Here is an 18,737-nt window from a genome sequence, read left to right on the forward strand (position 1 = left end):
AGGGCAACATTTCGATCTGATTGAATCAAATAGGCGCTCGAAATAAAAAAGGTCGGCGATATTAGCCGACCTTTTTACCATTCCGGTTTGCCTCGGTTTAAAGCGCCGTCACCGTCCAGCTTACGATTTCGCTGGCAGTCCGTTCAAAAGCCGCGTTGAGCGCCTTCACATAGGCGGCGTTTGTTGTGCCACTCACCGGGACGGCTGTACGGAATACGCGGGTCGCACGAACCTCGCCGCTTTTGTCGTTCATCAGCCGGACGGCCAGTTCGACCACAGCAAGCTTTGGCGAGGCATAAGCCTGAATGCCGAACATCCGGACGTCGGTCAGGATTTGATAGTTGATCGCCAGCCCATCTCCCGGACGGCCAATCCCGCCAAACACGCCTGTATTTTCATAAGCCTGCACCAACCGCGACTGCACGATATTCGTCAGTCGGTCACCCCATTGAGCGCCTTTGAGATATTCGATGGAGCCGGGCGCGGAACTGACAACGATGTTCTCGCTGTCGAGTGCCTTGAGTGCCGTTGGTGTTGGAACCAGCAACTGTGTGTTCTTGCGGCTTGGCGCAGTCACGCCGGGTTGTGGTGCCGACAGATTGAACGTGTCCAGCGGCGTTGTGGTGCCACACCCTGCCAGAAGTGCGGCGAGCAGGATCGAAATGGAACCTTTATGACGGAATATGCGTCGTGATTTCATGTCACTGGAACCGGCTTTGGAAATCAATGACGCTTCCTCCCATCATATTGAGGCACGCTACCCGGCCCGCCGAAGATAAGCCGCTGGGGATTACGCTCAAGTTCGGTAACAGCTTGTTCTATGCGCTGTATAGCGCGGCGGCTATCAAGAACCACGCCCTGCACTTCACGCAGGCCCTGGCCTGAAAAACGTTCGAGATTATTGGCAATCGGCCCCAGCCGCTTGTCAAGATTGTCGGACGTCTGACGGATGGATTCCAGTGTTGCCGTTGCTTGTGCAACAACACCATCCTTGTCGTCACTCGACAAGAGCTTGTCAGTTTTCGCCAGAATGCTGTCAACACGCACAGAAGCCGCATTCAAACGAGCCATCATGTCCTTGGCGTCCGTGACGATCTGGTTGATGTTTCCGGTGTTCTCGCCCAGTTCCTGTATGATGTTGGCGTTCTTTGCTAGAGCATCCGTGAAAGTCTTCGTATTGTTGATCGTATCCGTAAGCGGTCCACGGGCCTCCTTCACGAAACCTTCCAACTGCCCGAGTACCGAGTTCGCCCGCGCAGCAATATCCTGCGCAGTGGCGAGAAGATTGTTGACAGCGGACGGATCGGCATCGATACGCGCAACCGTGTCTTCCTTCGCAGCCTCGGTCAAAAGATTGGGCTCGTCGAGACGGCCGCCTTTCAGTTCTATATAGGCCTGCCCCGTCAAACCCTGAAAACCAAGAGTTGCCGCAGTTGAGCGGGTAATTGGCGTCGTCGCATTCACACGTGTCTGGACAATAACCATCTCGGGATTGGTTTCATCGAGGTGCAAGCGACGCACGTCACCGACCTTGATGCCGTTGAACAGAACCTGGCTACCGACTGTCAGTCCGGTCACCGAACCGGGAATACGAACGTCGAGAGGTATGGAATCTCGTGCCTCGCCGAAACGGGCGATCCAGTACACGAACCCGAAAGCCATAAGGCTGACGATTAGCGTAAAGACGCCTACGAGTACGTAATTGGCTTTAGTTTCCATACTTTATCCAGTCTGCAAGCGGCTGCCAGGCCGCCGTCTCGTTGGCGCCGAGGGATCAATCTGGCGCGCGCGCTTGCCCCGAAAATAGGATTTAACCCACGGATCGTCTACCGTCAGCATGTCTTCAATGGTGCCACTAACGAGCACCTTCTTGTTTCCAAGAACAGCTATCCGGTCACAAATTGCAAAAAGGCTATCGAGATCATGCGTGACCATGTAGACGGTCAAGCCCATGGTATCCCGCAGATTGGCGATCAAATCGTCGAACTCCGCCGCACCAATGGGATCAAGACCCGATGTCGGTTCGTCGAGAAAAAGAATGTCAGGGTCCAACGCCAGCGCACGCGCAAGCGCGGCACGTTTGATCATACCGCCGGAGAGTTCGGACGGAAATTTTTCGGCTGTATCAGGCTTCAATCCGACAAGATCGATTTTCAGTCGCGCTAGCTCATCCATCAGTTTCGGCGAAAGGTCGAGATATTCGCGCATCGGAACCTGAATATTTTCAAGCACGTTCAATGCCGAAAACAGCGCGCCATGCTGGAACAGAACCCCCATACGCATATCGATGGACATCTTTTCCAGTTCATTAAGCTGATCAATGTTGCGACCAAGAATCTCGATCTCACCCGACTGCTTTTTGTTGAGACCGAGGATAGTCCGCATCAGCACGGATTTTCCTGAACCCGACGGACCGATGAAGCCGAGCACTTCACCGGGGTAAATATCGAGCGACAGCTTGTCGAGCACCGTCTGGCGCCCAAACGAAACCGTTACGTCGCGCACCGAGATCATCGGCACGGCCGTTTGGCGATTGTCTTCGTCCTGCGGTTGCGACCGGTGGTCGATGCCGTTCTCCATAACCATTCTTTAACCGAGCTTGGCTTCGGACTGAACCGCTGAACACGATTCCGGGGTCAATTTTCTGTGCAACTGTGTCTCAAAGAACCCATTAAAAACAAAGAACATAAGTAGTTTCTAAAAATTGATTGCCGCATAGAACATCGCGAACATACCATCCACGACAATAACGACAAAAATAGCTTTCACAACTGAAGCCGTAACGCGACGGCCCAGTGATTCTGCGCTTCCGCCGACCTTCATGCCTTCTACTGATGCGAGAACTCCAATGATCATGGCCATGAACGGAGCCTTAATGAGACCCGCGAAATAAGTGTTCAACGCGACCGCATCATGCAAACGACTGATAAAGGCTTCTGGTGAAATATTGGAATAGAACCAGGCGACACCACCTGCCCCGACCAGCGCGGCGAGATCTGCAATGATCGTGAGCAATGGCAAGACTATAACAAGCGCGACGAGCCGGGGAAAGACGAGAACTCCAACCGGATTGAGGCCGATAACCGTCAAGGCGTCAGTCTCTTCACGCATTTTCATGGAGCCGATTTCAGCCGTAATCGCGCTACCTGAACGGCCCGCAATCATAATGGCCGTCAGAAGCACTCCGAGTTCGCGCAAGACCAAGATGCCAACCAGATCGACAACGAAGATTTCCGCTCCAAAATAGCGCAACTGAAATGCGCCCTGTTGGGCAATGATAGCGCCGACGATCGTCGACATCAGAATAATGATGGGAATCGCACCAACGCCCATACGATCCATCTGTGTGACAATAGCCGCAAATGGGATACCACTGCCGCGCCCATACTTTAGTTGGGCTCCACGGATGGTCGCACCAAGGATATGCATCGCCATTTTGAAGTCGTTACCCATCGAGATAACGCCGCCGCCAAGAGCAGCAAGAAAAGCGATAAGGAAAAACGGTTTCTTCTGATGCGGTACGTCAAGCGCGCGCTCGACAGCGCCCCCAACCTCTTCCATCAGAGGGAGCCAGGATTGGCGAACGCCTTGCAATTGCGCGTCGGCATTTCCCGCCACCAGCCTCTGCCGCATCCGTTCAATCAACCAAGCACCCGCAGTATCAAGACCGGATACCCCGGAAACATCGATTATCGTTGCCTTGTGTTCGTCCGCTTTCTCAAGACTGCGCATCTTGTCATCGACGAGATTGACACTCTGCGACACCCAGCGGCCGCTTAATCGGATATGACGCGCACCGTCTTCCTCCGCCAGATCAATCTTTGGCACAGGGTTATCGGTAACTCTTGCTTTGTCGGCGGTGTCGGTCAACATGGCCTACCTCATATACGAGTCGTTGAACGACCGAAATACTGCGTCCCAGAGGCTATCTCTATGCACAATACCTTGAATATCATCGTAGAACGCTATCCCATCGCCGGAAAATTCACAATCTCCAGAGGTTCCAAGACGGAAGCCGCTGTCGTTGTGTGTGTGATCGGCAACGGTTCCCATCAAGGACGTGGCGAATGCGTTCCCTATGCACGCTATGGGGAAAGCATCGAGAGCGTGAGCGCCCAGATAGAGGCCGCTCGTTCTGCCATCGAACATGGTGCCACGCGACAGGATATTCAGGCATTGATGCCTGCGGGTGCGGCGCGGAATGCAGTCGATTGTGCTTTGTGGGACCTCGATGCTAAACAGTCCGGTAAAAGTGTTGCCGACATGCTCGGCACACCGACCCGCCCCCTGGAAACCGCTATTACCGTTTCGCTCGGCACACCTTCCGAAATGGCGGAATCGGCAGCAAAGGTTGCCCACTATCCCCTCATCAAGGTCAAGATGGGCGGCGAAAACGATATCGAAAGAATTCACGCGGTCACAAGAGCGGCACCGAACAGCCGAATTATCATCGACGCAAACGAAGGTTGGACAGCAAACAATATTGCCGAAAACATGCGTGCAGCAGCCAATGCAGGCGTCGTTCTTATTGAACAACCCATGCCAGCAGACAGCGATCAGCTTCTTAGCGAAATCGAACGACCTGTCACTATCTGTGCCGATGAGAGCGTTCATACATCGATCGGTCTGGAAGAGCTGGCCAAACGCTACGACGCAGTCAACATCAAGCTCGATAAGGCGGGTGGACTAACCGAAGGTCTGGTCATGCGGGACAAGGCAATCGAACTCGGCCTTCAGGTCATGGTCGGCTGTATGGTCGGTACATCGCTCGGCATGGCGCCTGCTGTCCTGCTCGCCCAGAGAGCCAACGTAGTCGACCTTGACGGCCCGCTGCTCCTCGCCCATGATCGCGATCCTGGATTGCGCTACGAAGGCGCTCTGGTTTATCCGCCAGAAGCGATTGTCTGGGGCTGACGCGCGCATTGATAGCTCTCGTTTGCGGTTCCGTAGATCGGAGCGAGAGCCTCCTCGAAAATGTCCGCGCAGACATCCCAGGTGAATTGTCTGAGCACTTGCGCGGGTTCAAACGGTTCCATTTCCAGGGCTGACAGACATGCCTCCCCGAGATCTTCAGAAAGAACACCCGCACCGGTTGCTCCAACGACATCCCGTGACCCCGGCACCGGATAGGCAGCGACCGGTAGTCCAGAAGCAATCGCTTCAAGCAAAACGAGACCGAACGTGTCTGTCCGACTTGGAAAAACAAATACATCTGCCGCGGCATATGTTTTTGCCAATGCTTCACCTTCCCGTTTTCCAACGAACACTGCTTCGGGAAACCTTGCTCGAAGGTCATTGAGAGAGGGACCGTCTCCAACGATCAGCTTTGTACCGGGAAGATCAAGTTCCAGAAATGCTGGCAGGTTTTTTTCCGTGGCGACACGCCCCACACAAATGAACACTGGTCGGGCCAGATCCTTAACCACTTCCGGTCGCGGATAAAAAAGCGTGCGATCCACACCCCGCGTCCAGAGATCGAGCCGGGTAAAACCACGGACTTTGAGATCATCCAGAATGGATTGGGTCGGCACCAGTGTGTGCTGAGCGGCATTGTGGAAACGCCGCAGGAATGCATAGGTCCAGCGTGGCGGGATAGGAAAGCGCTCTTCCAGATATTCTGGAAACCGCGTGTGAAAGCTTGTTGTGAAGGACCAGCCCATTTTCAGGCAAGCGCGCCGCGCCATGAACCCAAGCGGCCCTTCGGTTGCAATATGCACATAATCCGGCCGCATTGCCGTTAAGCGTCGTTTAAGCGCACCTGGCGTCGTCAAGGCGAGCCGGATTTCCGGATATGTCGGACAGGGTACAGATCGATAGTCGAGCGGCGATATGATCGTGACCTCGTACCCGCGTTCAATCATCAGATCAGAGCATTTGGTCAGCGTGCGTACGACGCCGTTGACTTGCGGATGCCAGGCGTCTGTTACGATGACAATTTTCTTCATCAGCGGAAGGTCGCCAGTTCGCGAACTGGTCGAGGCAGCTTAATCACCCTGCTCTCCTCGTGCTCTTCGCTATCGGTGTTGATGTTCCCTGTCGTCGAGCGGCGATCACGGCGTTCTGTCCATTCGATAAGCTCCATCCGGCCATCAAAATGTTCAATCACGGCTGTGCAGCTTTCCACCCAGTCGCCGGTATTGATGTACTCGACGCCATTCATGCTCTCGATCGTGGCATGATGGATATGACCGCAGATCACACCGTCAACTCCGATACGCTGCGCTTCTTCAGAAACCACATTCTCGAACTGACCAATGAAATTGACCGCTTTCTTGACGCGGAATTTCGCCCAGGCTGAAAATGACCAGTAGCGCAGGCCGAAAAAGGAGCGAACACGGCTCATAACCGTATTTATCCAGATAGCCGTATCATACGCCCAATCGCCCAGATAAGCGATGAAGCGGGCATTGCGCACGACTACATCGAACTGATCGCCATGAATAACGAGAAACTTGCGACCGTCCGCAGCCTCATGAATCGCACGATTCATCACTTCGATGCCGCCGAAATGCGTCCCTTGGAAATTCCGCAGGAACTCGTCATGGTTGCCGGCGATGTAGATGATGTTGGCACCCTTGCGGCTCTTGCGAAGCAGCTTCTGGACCACATCATTATGTTCCTGAGGCCAATGCCAATTGCGTCGTAGACGCCAGCCGTCGACAATATCCCCCACCAGATAGATCGTCTCGGCTTCATGATAACGGAGAAAATCCAGAAGCAGCTCGGCCTGTGCGGCTTTGGAACCGAGGTGCACATCCGAAATGAAAAGGGTTCGGAGTTTTCTGGGCTGCGGAGCGTCGGTGCTCATTTGGTTGTCCCCTTCAATGGCAACCTGATCTGAGCGCAGAAAACCCGATTCATGTCACAGACATATGACGGTTCGCTTTAAGGCGCGGAAAGCAGTGTCCGCGCCTCCATTAACCTCCGCTTTACGCGACGAGCTCCCCTTTTGGGCCAACATAGCGTGATTGCGGACGAATAAGCTTGTTCGTCGCCATCTGTTCGCGACAGTGCGCCACCCAGCCCATGGTTCGTCCCATAGCGAAAACACTGGTGAACGCTTCGCGGGGAAAACCTAATTGTTCAAGCAATAGTGCGGTATAGAATTCAACATTGGTTTCGAGAGAACGATCGGGCTTGTGACGTTTGAGAACCGCGATGGCAGCCTTTTCCACCGCTTCCGCCAACTCAACCCGGTTTTCTCCTCGTTCATGTCCAAGGGTTTCGATGCGCTTCAAAGCACCTTTCAAAGCATCGGCGCGCGGGTCACGTACGCGGTAGACCCGGTGACCGAACCCCATCAGCCTTTCCCCATTGGCAACGGCTGATTCAAGCCACCGTTCGGCGTTAGCTGGTCTGCCAATAGCATCCAGCATATCGAGTACCGGTCCAGGGGCACCACCGTGCAAAGGTCCTTTCAACGCACTGATCGCGGCAAGCATAGAAGATGTCAATCCGGCCTGCGTCGATGCCACGACGCGCGCAGCGAAGGTCGAAGCGTTCAATCCGTGGTCGGAAACCGTCATGAGATAAGTGTTTAGCCCTGCAACTTCCGCTTCATCAGGCATTCCCGCATTCATCATGCGAAGAATGTCCGCGCTATGAGGCAGCGTCGGGTCAGGGTGAATGGGACGACGTCCCTTATGCCCGCGCAGAATAGCTGTCGTGAAGACCGCCGGCGCTGCCATCAAATGCAAGGCGGCAGCCAGATCGTTCTCATCTGGAATACGGGCCATCAACGCACGAAGTGCTTCTATAGGCGGTAGCTCCATCAATGTGTCATCAAGCGCCTCCGTATGATGGAACACCTGTACGCGTGCTTCGCCAAGCGCCTTTTGAAGTTCTGCGCCCCTCGGCAAATCCTTAAAAAATCCGTCCCATAAAAGCTCAATCCCGTCTTCAACGCTGCTTTGCGGAACGAGATCGTCCAGCGACCGACCGCGTATGACCAGTCTGCCCGCAAGACCATCGATGTCGGACAACACGGTTTCGGCAGCAATCACATCTTCAAGTCCGCTATTCATGACAATTCTCCTTGGTTTGCCTAACGACATTGAATCCAAGTATAGTTGACGTCAATCTTGATGAAATCGATCAATGTAGGGTGCAATAATGGAGTGGCTGACAACGGAAGAGGCTCTTGCCGTTCTTCAGACAAAACCCCAGACTCTTTACGCAAATGTGAGTCGTGGCCGCATCCGTTCCAAGCCATTGCCTGATGATCCCAGACGCAGCCTCTACAGATCGGAGGATGTCCATGGTCTGGCTGGTAGACGCCCAGGTCGCAAGAGGGACAGTGTTGTAGCCGCCGATACCATTCGTTGGGGCCTTCCGATCATGCGTTCGGGCATTTCGACCATTATCGATGGCCGCCTGCTCTATCGCGGCTGTGACGCCGCCGAACTGTCGGAAACAGCTACACTGGAAGACGTGGCTGCATTGCTGTGGCAGATGAATTTTGACAGTATTAGCGGCGGTTACACCAACGTGAATCTTGACGACTGCCAGACCAGTAACGCGCCACTGGAGCGGCTTTTTACTGTTTTCGGGGTTCGCGCTGCGAATGATTTGCCTAGTTCTGGACGCTCCACAGCGGTCCTGCAACGGGAGGCTTTCGGTTTGTTGCAGCTATTCCACGATACCGTTCTTGGCGTTCCTTCATCCAATATGCCAATGCATGAGCGTATCGCTTTAACCTGGAAAAAGCCGCAAGCTAGCGATGTGATCCGACGTGTTCTGGTGCTTCTCGCAGACCATGAATTGAATGCATCGGCGTTCGCCACGCGCGTTGCTGCATCGACAGGAGCGCCGCTTTCTGCAGCAGTTCTTGCCGGATTATCAACATTGATCGGCCCACGACATGGACGCGCTGCCACCGCGGCAACAGCTATTGTTGCGCAGACGCGACAAATGGGAGCGGACGCGGCAATCAAGGACCAGCTCAGGCAAGGTATACAATTTCACTTCTTTGGCCATCCTCTCTATCGCGAAACTGGAGATATTCGCGCCTCGGCATTGCTGGAATATCTGGAGCTACCGGACCCGTATCGCGACCTGGAACAAAGCGCTGCGGACATACTCGGCGAAAAACCGAATGTCGATTTCGCACTTGCAGCTATCACAGAAATCTATGATCTCCCGCCAGACGCGCCACTGTTTCTGTTCGCGCTCGCACGCATCGCGGGATGGCTTGCCCATGCACTGGAACAAGCTGATAATGGATCACTTATCCGACCGAGAGCGGAATTCACTCCGCCCCTTGAATAGAGACGTTCACCAAATATTGTTCGCGAGGATAGCGCTTTATACCTGTAAAAGGTGGACATATACACCCGTGAACCAGAATCCGGTTGATCGGAGCGCTTGCTTGGTGGCATGTCTTAAAAAACTTGAACAAAATGCGAGGATCGAGCCGTGGACTTGGGCCTGAAGGGTCGAAAAGCAATTGTGTGCGCTTCCAGCAAAGGCCTTGGACGGGCCTGTGCAGAGGCACTCGCCGAAGCCGGGTGTGATTTGGTTCTCAACGGGCGCAATGAGGAAACCCTCACCGAAGCAGCGGAGAAAATTCGCAAGACATTCGGCGTAAACGTTAAGGCCGTCGCTGCAGACGTATCTACCGCTGAAGGACAGGCAGAACTGCTTTTGGCCTGCTCCGCGCCGGACATTCTCGTGAACAATAATGGTGGTCCAGCCTTCAAGGATTTCCGGCTCCTTGATCGTGACGCCATCCTTCAAGGTGTGACACAAAATATGGTTACACCCATAGAGTTGATCAAAGCTGTGATCGATGGGATGGTCGAGCGCCGTTTTGGCCGCATCGTCAACATCACATCGACCTCAGTATACGCTCCTATTCCCGGTCTGGATCTCTCATCGGGAGCCCGCGCAGGCCTGACGGCATTTCTTGCTGGCGTCGCCCGTACGGTCGCCGCATCCAATGTGACGATCAACAACATCCTTCCCGGTGCGTTCGACACGGATCGTCTTCGTAACGGTTTTGCTTTCTCCGCCCAGAAGAACGGCACAACACCAGACACGGAAGCGGCGAAGCGCGCATCATCGATTCCCGCCGGACGGATTGGTCAACCGAAGGAATTTGGTCAGGCCTGTGCCTTTCTTTGTTCGGAACATTCCGGGTTCATTACCGGGCAGAATCTCGTTATCGATGGCGGCGCATATCAGAGTGCGTTTTAACAGCACCAAACGATAGATCTGCAAATTTGGAAAAACTCATTCTCGAAAACGGGCCTACTGAGATTTGAGCCGATAGACTAAGAACAATAATGGCCCGGTGTGCGGAAGCGGCATACAGAATCTGTATGCGAATACCGCGCCTCCACGTGCAAACGAGCTCTTGCCCTGCACGAAAGATTTTTGGAAAGCGATGCGACCATGACCAAGAAAACACCTTCCACTTCCCGTTCGGATTTCGATGAAGCAGCTCTGTTCTTCCACCGTTATCCCAAGCCCGGAAAGCTGGAAATTCAGGCGACAAAGCCCCTTGGCAACCAGCGCGATCTGGCGCTGGCCTATTCGCCCGGTGTAGCGGCTCCCTGCCTCGCAATCCATGAAGACCCAGCAACGGCCGCCGAATATACGGCCCGCGGCAATCTCGTTGCTGTTGTATCGAACGGAACTGCGGTGCTTGGTCTCGGTAATATCGGAGCGCTTGCGTCCAAACCGGTCATGGAAGGCAAGGCTGTCCTTTTCAAGAAATTCGCCGACATCGACGTGTTTGACATTGAAATCGACGCCCATGAAATCGGTCGCATTGTCGATGTTGTTGCCGCGTTGGAGCCGACTTTCGGTGGCATCAATCTCGAAGATATCAAGGCGCCGGAGTGCTTCGAGGTTGAAGAACAGCTTCGCGCGAAAATGAACATCCCTGTTTTCCATGACGATCAGCACGGCACGGCGATCATCGTCGCGTCGGCGGTTCTGAATGGTTTGGAACTCGCCGGCAAAAAAATCAGCGACGCAAAGATTGTTACCTCCGGTGCTGGCGCTGCGGCTCTTGCTTGCCTCAATCTCCTCGTCAACCTTGGTGCGAAACGCGAGAATATCTGGGTCTGTGATCTCGAAGGCGTTGTCTACGAAGGCCGTAACACGCTGATGGATCGCTGGAAGGAAGTTTACGCCCAGAAAACCGACGCACGAGTTCTGGCTGACGTCATTGGCGGCGCCGACGTTTTCCTCGGCCTTTCGGCAGCCGGTGTGCTGAAGCCCGAACTTCTGAAACAGATGGCTGAGAAGCCGCTCATCATGGCGCTTGCCAATCCCAAGCCTGAAATCATGCCGGAAGAAGCCCGTGCGGCCCGCGCTGACGCCATGATCTGCACCGGACGCTCGGATTATCCGAATCAGGTCAACAACGTTCTCTGCTTCCCTTACATCTTCCGCGGCGCGCTTGACGTCGGTGCGACTGCAATCAACGAAGAAATGAAACTCGCGGCTGTTCGCGCCATTGCCGCGCTTGCCCGTGAGGAACCTTCGGACGTTGCTGCACGCGCTTATTCAGGCGATACGCCCACGTTCGGGCCTGACTATATCATTCCTTCGCCATTCGATCAGCGTCTTATCCTGCGTATTGCCCCGGCAGTGGCGAAAGCCGCGATGGAAACAGGTGTTGCGACGCGCCCGATCGAAGACATGGAGGCCTATCTCGACCGCCTGAACCGCTTCGTCTTCCGCTCCGGTCTCATCATGAAGCCGGTCTTTGCTGCGGCCCGCGCGCAAGAAAATCCGAAGCGCGTCATTTATGCCGATGGTGAAGATGAGCGCGTGCTGCGTGCGGCACAAGTCGTGATCGAAGAACGCATCGCTGCTCCGATTCTCGTCGGACGCCCTCAGGTTATTGAAACACGCTTGCGTCGCTACGGCCTCAAGATCCGCCCTGGAACAGATTTCGAACTCATCAATCCTGAAGACGATCCACGCTATCGCGACTATGTCGATCTTTATCTGTCCTATACCGGCAGACAAGGCGTGACGCCGGAAGCTGCGCGTACCATCGTACGCACGAACTCGACCGCAATTGCTGCTCTGGCCGTTATGCGCGATGAAGCTGACGCCATGATCTGCGGCCTTGAGGGCAGGTTCGAACGTCACCTTCGCGTCGTACGCCAGATCATCGGCAAAGTTCCCGGCATCCGCGACTATTCCGCCTTGAGCCTGCTTATTTCTCAGCGTGGTGCCCTCTTCCTCACAGACACTTACGTCAATGTCGAGCCGGGTGCGAACGAGATCGCCGAAATGGCAATACTGGCTGCAAAGGAAATCAGCCGCTTTGGTATTGAGCCAAAGGCAGCACTCGTATCGCATTCGAATTTCGGATCGAAAGAATCGGCCAGTGCGGAAAAGATGCGGGAAGCAGCAGCAATTCTCGCCGAGAAAGCACCGGAACTCGAATCCGATGGTGAAATGCATGGCGATTCTGCTCTTTCGCAGGCATTGCGTGATCGTGTCTTCCCCAACTCGCGCCTGAAAGGTGAAGCCAATCTTCTTGTCTTCCCAAACCTCGATGCTGCAAACATCACGCTGAACGTGGTCAAGATGGTTACGGACGCTCTGCACGTAGGTCCAATTCTGCTTGGCGCGGCCCGCCCCGCACATATTCTCACGCCGTCGGTCACTTCGCGTGGTGTCGTCAATATGACTGCGCTCGCAGTTGTTGAAGCTTTGCAAAAATCAGGTGAAACCCTTCGCAAGAAGAAGTAAAATAATAAATTAGATATCAATAATATATATGCAAATGGCGGCGAGTGTATTTAAATATACTCGCCGTTAGTATTTAATTTACTATATTTTTCAAGCATGATGCGGTCAGCAGCGCCACGAGGTTATCATGTTCATTTTCCTATCGAACCATAATAAATCTCTATTTTGCTCAGTACTTTTTATAATGTCGGGTGTACTAGCTGGTTGTACAACTATACGCCCCACAGAAATGTGCACAATCACCGAACAAAAGCAGCTTAAGAAACAGCTCCTCGTTACTCAATCGCTTCTAGATCGCAAGGAAATGGATCTTTCTCGTTTGAGAAAAACAATCACTGAGAATCGCTGCTTGGGAGGCGTGTTTACGCCTGCTGTAAAATCTTCGCAGTGTACGACATTGTTGACAAGAACGGACCGACTGACAACCGAGATAAAAACATTACGCGAACGTCTACATGAACTGAACATGGCACTGGCCGGACGTCCGTCACCGTCCAGGCATGTCAAATCATGCAAGGCTTCCTGGGTTGTATTCCATAAGAAACCACAGGCAAAAACTGCGCATGTACCGCAACGGAAAATAGCCAAGCCGAGCGCCGAATTGACCAGCAAAATCACATTGCCCGCCTACGCATCTCCTGATCCTGTCGAAGCGGATGAAGTAAACTTCTCATCTTCCGCGACCGCGCAAACTGTGAATACACCAGCCTATGTGGCGCCTGTCACACCGGCACCACCTGTGAACCGCTCCTATACGACCAATGGAAATGTCAGAGTTGTCGGGTCAACGTTCTTCCCCGACCAATCAGCACCAGCAAGTCAGCCAGTTCCGGTCCATGCACCTGCCCCGTGAGCGCTAGCCGCAAGGGCATGAAGAGATTCTTGCCTTTGCGTCCTGTCGCAGCCTTCACTGCTTCAGTCCAGACTTTCCATGTTTGATGATCCCAGGGAGCGGGTGGCAGAAGGGCGAACGCCTCTTTCACGAAAGCGCGATCCTCTTCGGATAGGTCCGGAGCTTCCGGTAAATCACCTTCGACGATAGACCACCAACGCGCCGCATCCTTGAAACGATCAAGATTTGCCCGCACCGCCAGCCAGAAGGGTTCAGCTTTGTCGCCGGAAATGCCCAATATCGCAAGGCGCGGCTGGGCTTCCAAAAACGGCATCTCGTGCAGAAGGGCGCGATTGAGCGTATCCAGTTCTGCAGGATCGAATTTCGCTGAAGATTTCGATATCGAGGCCAGATCAAAACGTTCGGCCAGACTTTCCATATTGGGTGCAGCCGCAACGTTTTCCGATGTGCCAATCAGAATGGCAAGCGAGGCGACTGCCATGGGCTCGAAACCAGCCTCGCGTAACGATCCGACAGATAGAGCCCCCGTTCGCTTTGAAAGCCCCTCACCTGAAATTGTGGTCAGCAGATTGTGGTGCCCGAAAATCGGAGCTTTGGCTCCGAGTGCTTCGAAGATTGAAATTTGTACACCGGTGTTGGTTACGTGATCGTCACCGCGAATGATATGTGTAACGCCAAGATCGATATCATCGACCACTGATGGCAGCGTGTAGAGATAAGTGCCGTCCTCACGCACCAGTACCGGATCGGACATTGACGCCAGATCAACAGTCTGCGGGCCGCGAACCAGATCGTCCCAGTGTACCTCCGTGCGCTGGGTATTGAACGGATCGGCATCGAAATTCGGCAAGAGAAAACGCCAATGCGGTTTACGCCCTTCGGCTTCAAAGGCGGTTTTCTCTTCTTCGGTGAGCTTCAGGCCTTCACGGCCATATACCGGCGGCAGTCGACGGGCCAGACGCAACTTGCGGCGTCGCTCCAGTTCCTCGGCTGTCTCATAACAGGCATATAGTAAACCGGCCTGTTTGAGCTTTTCCACGGCCTTACCATAAACGTCGAAACGTTTTGACTGATATTCGACACGATCAGGTTTGACACCGAGCCAATCAAGATCGACAGCAATTGCCTGCGCGTATTCGTCCTTGGATCGTTCGACATCAGTGTCGTCATAGCGCAAAATGAACTTGCCGCCATTCTTCTGCGCGAAAAGCCAGTTTGAAAGCGCTGTGCGCGTATTGCCAATATGAATGTAGCCCGTCGGAGACGGTGCAAAACGAACGGTTACGGTCATGTCATTGTCTTTCAGCGGTCGCGGAAGCGGTTCGTTATAGGATAACGGCGATCGCGTCCGAAATTCTTCTTGGTAATTTTGACACCTGGTGCCGATTGCCGACGCTTATACTCAGCCAGATAGAGCAAATGCTCGATCCGTTGTACGGTTTCGAGCGAATGTCCACGTGCAGCGATCTCGGTGTTACTCATCTCGTTTTCGACAAGGCATTCAAGAATATCGTCCAGAACCGGATAGGGTGGCAAACTATCCTGGTCGGTCTGATTTTCACGCAGTTCGGCAGACGGTGCCTTGGAAATGATATTATGCGGGATCACCTCGCCGGAAGGACCAAGCGCCCCATTTGGTACATGACTGTTACGCCATTCCGACATCGCATAGACCTGCATTTTATAGACGTCTTTGATCGGATTGAAACCACCGTTCATATCGCCATAAAGCGTCGCATATCCCACGGACATTTCAGACTTATTGCCAGTGGTGACGACCATCGAACCAAACTTGTTCGAAACAGCCATCAGAATGGTGCCACGTGCGCGGCTCTGCAGATTTTCTTCGGTAACCCCGCTCTCGGTGCCCGCGAATAGTGGATGCAGTGCTTCCAGAAAGCCTTCAACTGGCGCAGCGATAGGAACAATATCGTATCGGACGCCGAGCGCTTTGGCGCAATCGGCTGCATCTTTCAGAGAGTCTTCGGATGTGTAGCGATAAGGCAGCATGATGCAACGCACACGTTCCTTACCCAAGGCATCAACACCCAGAGCCGCGCAAATTGCCGAGTCAATGCCGCCGGAAAGCCCGAGCACCACGTCCTTGAAACCGTTCTTGTTCACATAATCCCGCAGTCCCAGCACACAGGCGGAATAATCAGCCTCAAGTCCTTCTGGAAGAATGGTCTTCTCGCCTTCTTCGCAGCGCCAATCACCATTCTCTCTGTGCCAGACGGTCAGCGTAATCTGCTCGGCGAACTGCGGCATTTGCAGACAGAGCGACCGGTCTGCGTTGAATGCGAACGATCCGCCATCGAAAACCAGCTCGTCCTGCCCGCCAATCTGATTGGCATAAACCATCGGTAGCTCGGTTTCGATCACCTGCTTGAGGACAACCTGATGCCGCCGATCCATCTTGGCGCGATGATAGGGTGAGCCATTTGGAACGAGCAGAATTTCCGCACCGCTCTCGGCCAGCGTTTCCGCCACACCGAGATCGCCCCAGATATCCTCGCAGATCGGAATCCCGATACGCACGCCGCGGAAATTGATCGGACCCGGCATCGGGCCAGGCTGAAACACCCGCTTTTCGTCGAACTCGCCGTAGTTCGGCAAATCAACCTTGAACCGTTCGGCGATGATTTCACCACCGTCAAGCACGGCAATGGAGTTATGCAAGCCGCTTTCACGGCTCAGTGGTGTTCCAATGATGACCCCCGGCCCACCATCGGCAGTGTCACTGGCTAGTTCGCGAACAGCGTTTTCGCACGCAGCGAGAAAGGATGGCTTCAGAACCAGATCCTCCGGCGGATAGCCAGAAATGAACAATTCTGTAAACAGAATGAGATCAGCCTTCATCCTGGCAGCTTCGGCGCGCGCGGTGCGTGCCTTTACCAGGTTTCCGGCGATATCGCCCATGACGGGATTAAGCTGCGCAACGGCAATACGGAGCATGGCAAGATTCTCGTGAGAGACTAACATGCCCCAGCTTTAGCGCGCTTGGGCAAGCAAATGCAACGGATGCTATCGATCAACCACTCTGTTTGTCAGGCCAGATAGGTATTGACGAGGATGTAGCCCCAGACCGCGACGACGAACACAATGGAAATCAGAACGGCGAGAGAGCCGCAGTCTTTTGCAATCTGAATTTCCTTGTGAAAATCCCGCGAGACGGCATCACAGGTCGCCTCGATACCGGTGTTCAACACTTCCACGAGGATAAGAAACAGGATCGATCCTGTCATGAAGAAGAAAGCAAGCCAGGTCGGCGCAAGAAAAAATGCGACCGGCAGGGATAGAAGAAACAGCACCAATTCCTGCTGAACGGCCTTCTCATGTCCCGCGAGATATTTCAGTGCCCGCATGGAATTAAGGAAAGCCAGAAAAATGCGCTGCATCATACCCTCAATCAAACTGGCTACAGGATCGGCCCCAAAATCGGAATGGATTGTCGGAAAGCACGATGCGTAGATACAATAGGCTAGAGCGCCTTTTGTGCATCCGTCCGGACGCACGACGCTCTAAGGCAATCAATAGGTGAGTTTTGCCGAAAAGCAACAGGGCGGAGATCGAAACCTCCGCCCTGCAAGTTCTATAATATGCGAAACAGGTCAGGCACTTGCAACCTGTTTGTCGGCGCCAGCATCGCGCTCCTTCTTGAGCAGTTCAGCCAGTAGGAACGCCAGCTCCAACGCCTGATCGGCATTCAAACGCGGATCGCAATGCGTGTGGTAACGGTCGTGCAGATCCTCGGCAGAGATCGCACGTGCACCGCCTGTGCATTCCGTCACGTTCTTGCCAGTCATTTCAACATGGATACCGCCCGGATGCGTACCTTCGGCGCGATGGATCGCGAAGAAAGACTCCACTTCCTTGAGGATTCGGTCGAACGGACGCGTCTTGTAACCACCCGCGGTAATCGTGTTGCCATGCATCGGATCACACGACCATACGACCTTGCGGCCTTCTTTCTCGACAGCACGAATTAGCTGCGGCAGGTGATCACCAACCTTATCATAGCCAAAGCGCGCAATCAGCGTCAGACGTCCCGCTTCATTGTCCGGGTTCAACAGATCGATCAGACGAACCAGATCATCCGGTTGCAAAGATGGTCCACACTTGAGACCGAGCGGATTCTTGATGCCGCGGCAGTATTCGATGTGTGCATGGTCGGCCTGACGTGTGCGATCGCCAATCCAGATCATATGGCCGGACGTGCCGTACCAGTCACCGGAGGTCGAGTCCACGCGTGTTAGCGCTTCTTCATACCCAAGAAGTAACGCTTCATGGCTGGTATAGAAATCAGTTTCACGCAGCGAATGATTGCTATCAGCCGTGATCCCGATTGCACGCATGAAGTTCATGGTCTCGGAAATGCGCTGTGCTAGAGCTGCATAGCGTTCTGCCTGCGGGCTCTTGCCGACAAAACCGAGCATCCACTGGTGAACATTCTCCAGATTAGCGTAGCCACCCTGCGCGAATGCGCGCAGCAGGTTAAGCGTCGCGGCTGACTGGCGGTATGCCATATCCTGTCGCTGCGGATCTGGAATGCGCGATGCGGAGTCGAATTCGATACCGTTGATGATGTCACCACGGTAGGACGGCAGCTCCACGCCATTCAGCGTTTCCATGTCCGACGAGCGCGGCTTGGCGAACTGACCGGCAATACGGCCGACCTTCACGACTGGCTTCGAAGCGCCGAATGTGAGCACAACAGCCATCTGAAGAAAGACGCGGAAAAAGTCGCGGATATTATCCGCGCCGTGTTCAGCGAAACTTTCAGCGCAATCACCGCCCTGAAGCAGAAATGCCTTGCCTTCCGCTACGTCAGCCAGTTGCTGCTTGAGTTTGCGTGCTTCACCTGCAAAAACCAGCGGCGGATAGGTGCGAAGACGGGCCTCAACGTCGTTCAGAGCCTGTGCGTCTGGATAAAACGGCACTTGCTTGATCGGTTTGTTTCTCCAGGAATGTGGGGTCCAGTTCTTCGTCATTTGAGCACCTGTTTGCTTCTATCCGCTCGATTTCTCTCGGATTATATCCTCCTTGCACGAATGCCGGAATTCCTTAACGGACAGCCGACATCTGACAAAGATGACAGCCTGCCCCGGAAACCCGGCGTGCGTGATCGCGCTGATATAATGCAGCCTGAGACTTTATGCCAGCAATA

At 54.0% G+C, this 18,737-nt stretch carries 15 protein-coding genes; 4 read left to right on the plus strand and 11 right to left on the minus strand.

Annotation, left to right across the window (positions count from 1 at the left end):
• Window positions 1-97: 97 nt before the first annotated feature.
• The 4 genes from FIB18_RS14165 to FIB18_RS14180 all read right to left on the minus strand — a co-directional run bounded on the left by FIB18_RS14165 (window position 98) and on the right by FIB18_RS14180 (window position 3,873).
• Window positions 98-700 carry an ABC-type transport auxiliary lipoprotein family protein gene (locus FIB18_RS14165; RefSeq protein WP_407921863.1) on the minus strand — a complete coding sequence of 201 codons (603 nt, stop codon included), beginning with the start codon at window positions 698-700 and terminating at the stop codon, window positions 98-100.
• Between the two features lie 23 nt (window positions 701-723).
• Entirely contained in the window at window positions 724-1,719 is a 996-nt protein-coding gene (locus FIB18_RS14170; RefSeq protein ID WP_140021329.1) for an MlaD family protein, read from the minus strand.
• A 3-nt stretch (window positions 1,720-1,722) separates the two neighbouring features.
• Window positions 1,723-2,586: an ABC transporter ATP-binding protein gene (locus FIB18_RS14175; protein ID WP_140021330.1), complete on the minus strand. Its 864-nt coding sequence runs from the start codon at window positions 2,584-2,586 to the stop codon at window positions 1,723-1,725.
• Between the two features lie 111 nt (window positions 2,587-2,697).
• Window positions 2,698-3,873 carry an MlaE family ABC transporter permease gene (locus FIB18_RS14180; protein WP_140021331.1) on the minus strand — a complete coding sequence of 392 codons (1,176 nt, stop codon included), beginning with the start codon at window positions 3,871-3,873 and terminating at the stop codon, window positions 2,698-2,700.
• Window positions 3,874-3,933: 60 nt separating this feature from the next.
• Between FIB18_RS14180 and dgcA the strand changes: the two genes are divergently transcribed.
• Complete coding sequence (gene dgcA / locus FIB18_RS14185; RefSeq protein ID WP_140021332.1) at window positions 3,934-4,914, plus strand: N-acetyl-D-Glu racemase DgcA; 981 nt, start codon at window positions 3,934-3,936, stop codon at window positions 4,912-4,914.
• Here the strand turns inward: dgcA and FIB18_RS14190 are convergent.
• From FIB18_RS14190 to FIB18_RS14200, 3 genes are all read right to left on the minus strand, one after another.
• A complete protein-coding gene (locus FIB18_RS14190; RefSeq protein WP_140021333.1) occupies window positions 4,884-5,945 on the minus strand; it encodes a glycosyltransferase family 4 protein in 1,062 nt (353 codons plus the stop codon). The two genes, dgcA and FIB18_RS14190, sit on opposite strands and share 31 nt — an antisense overlap.
• Window positions 5,945-6,808, minus strand: coding sequence for a UDP-2,3-diacylglucosamine diphosphatase (locus FIB18_RS14195; protein WP_140021334.1), 864 nt, complete (start codon window positions 6,806-6,808; stop codon window positions 5,945-5,947). The genes FIB18_RS14190 and FIB18_RS14195 overlap by 1 nt, the downstream gene beginning before the upstream one ends.
• 121 nt (window positions 6,809-6,929) lie before the next feature.
• On the minus strand, window positions 6,930-8,024 hold the full coding sequence (locus FIB18_RS14200) for a citrate synthase/methylcitrate synthase (RefSeq protein ID WP_140021335.1): 1,095 nt from the start codon (window positions 8,022-8,024) through the stop codon (window positions 6,930-6,932).
• Window positions 8,025-8,112: 88 nt separating this feature from the next.
• Here FIB18_RS14200 and FIB18_RS14205 point away from each other — a divergent pair, with 88 nt between their 5' ends.
• The 3 genes from FIB18_RS14205 (at window position 8,113) to FIB18_RS14215 (ending at window position 12,717) form a co-directional block, all read left to right on the plus strand.
• Window positions 8,113-9,267 (plus strand): citrate synthase, encoded by a 1,155-nt coding sequence (locus FIB18_RS14205; protein ID WP_140021336.1) that lies wholly within the window; start codon window positions 8,113-8,115, stop codon window positions 9,265-9,267.
• A gap of 147 nt (window positions 9,268-9,414) precedes the next feature.
• Window positions 9,415-10,194 (plus strand): SDR family oxidoreductase, encoded by a 780-nt coding sequence (locus tag FIB18_RS14210; RefSeq protein WP_140021337.1) that lies wholly within the window; start codon window positions 9,415-9,417, stop codon window positions 10,192-10,194.
• A gap of 198 nt (window positions 10,195-10,392) precedes the next feature.
• Window positions 10,393-12,717, plus strand: coding sequence for an NADP-dependent malic enzyme (locus FIB18_RS14215; RefSeq protein ID WP_140021338.1), 2,325 nt, complete (start codon window positions 10,393-10,395; stop codon window positions 12,715-12,717).
• Between the two features lie 770 nt (window positions 12,718-13,487).
• Here the strand turns inward: FIB18_RS14215 and gltX are convergent.
• The 4 genes from gltX to FIB18_RS14240 all read right to left on the minus strand — a co-directional run bounded on the left by gltX (window position 13,488) and on the right by FIB18_RS14240 (window position 18,561).
• A complete protein-coding gene (gene gltX, locus FIB18_RS14225; protein ID WP_140021340.1) occupies window positions 13,488-14,861 on the minus strand; it encodes a glutamate--tRNA ligase in 1,374 nt (457 codons plus the stop codon).
• An 11-nt stretch (window positions 14,862-14,872) separates the two neighbouring features.
• Window positions 14,873-16,552 carry an NAD+ synthase gene (locus FIB18_RS14230; RefSeq protein ID WP_140021341.1) on the minus strand — a complete coding sequence of 560 codons (1,680 nt, stop codon included), beginning with the start codon at window positions 16,550-16,552 and terminating at the stop codon, window positions 14,873-14,875.
• 65 nt (window positions 16,553-16,617) lie between these two features.
• Window positions 16,618-16,968 carry a diacylglycerol kinase gene (locus FIB18_RS14235; protein ID WP_140021342.1) on the minus strand — a complete coding sequence of 117 codons (351 nt, stop codon included), beginning with the start codon at window positions 16,966-16,968 and terminating at the stop codon, window positions 16,618-16,620.
• A gap of 213 nt (window positions 16,969-17,181) precedes the next feature.
• Window positions 17,182-18,561, minus strand: coding sequence for a class II 3-deoxy-7-phosphoheptulonate synthase (locus tag FIB18_RS14240; protein WP_140021343.1), 1,380 nt, complete (start codon window positions 18,559-18,561; stop codon window positions 17,182-17,184).
• Window positions 18,562-18,737 lie beyond the last annotated feature (176 nt).

It is taken from the genome of Brucella pecoris, assembly GCF_006376675.1.
In the GTDB taxonomy this organism is placed as follows: domain Bacteria; phylum Pseudomonadota; class Alphaproteobacteria; order Rhizobiales; family Rhizobiaceae; genus Brucella; species Brucella pecoris.

Coding starts and splice junctions, on each gene's coding strand:
- FIB18_RS14165 (WP_407921863.1), bottom strand. CDS start 700: ATGAAATCACGACGCATATTCCGTCATAAAGGTTCCATTTCGATCCTG.
- FIB18_RS14170 (WP_140021329.1), bottom strand. CDS start 1,719: ATGGAAACTAAAGCCAATTACGTACTCGTAGGCGTCTTTACGCTAATC.
- FIB18_RS14175 (WP_140021330.1), bottom strand. CDS start 2,586: ATGGTTATGGAGAACGGCATCGACCACCGGTCGCAACCGCAGGACGAA.
- FIB18_RS14180 (WP_140021331.1), bottom strand. CDS start 3,873: ATGTTGACCGACACCGCCGACAAAGCAAGAGTTACCGATAACCCTGTG.
- dgcA (WP_140021332.1), top strand. CDS start 3,934: ATGCACAATACCTTGAATATCATCGTAGAACGCTATCCCATCGCCGGA.
- FIB18_RS14190 (WP_140021333.1), bottom strand. CDS start 5,945: ATGAAGAAAATTGTCATCGTAACAGACGCCTGGCATCCGCAAGTCAAC.
- FIB18_RS14195 (WP_140021334.1), bottom strand. CDS start 6,808: ATGAGCACCGACGCTCCGCAGCCCAGAAAACTCCGAACCCTTTTCATT.
- FIB18_RS14200 (WP_140021335.1), bottom strand. CDS start 8,024: ATGAATAGCGGACTTGAAGATGTGATTGCTGCCGAAACCGTGTTGTCC.
- FIB18_RS14205 (WP_140021336.1), top strand. CDS start 8,113: ATGGAGTGGCTGACAACGGAAGAGGCTCTTGCCGTTCTTCAGACAAAA.
- FIB18_RS14215 (WP_140021338.1), top strand. CDS start 10,393: ATGACCAAGAAAACACCTTCCACTTCCCGTTCGGATTTCGATGAAGCA.
- gltX (WP_140021340.1), bottom strand. CDS start 14,861: ATGACCGTAACCGTTCGTTTTGCACCGTCTCCGACGGGCTACATTCAT.
- FIB18_RS14230 (WP_140021341.1), bottom strand. CDS start 16,552: ATGTTAGTCTCTCACGAGAATCTTGCCATGCTCCGTATTGCCGTTGCG.
- FIB18_RS14235 (WP_140021342.1), bottom strand. CDS start 16,968: ATGCAGCGCATTTTTCTGGCTTTCCTTAATTCCATGCGGGCACTGAAA.
- FIB18_RS14240 (WP_140021343.1), bottom strand. CDS start 18,561: ATGACGAAGAACTGGACCCCACATTCCTGGAGAAACAAACCGATCAAG.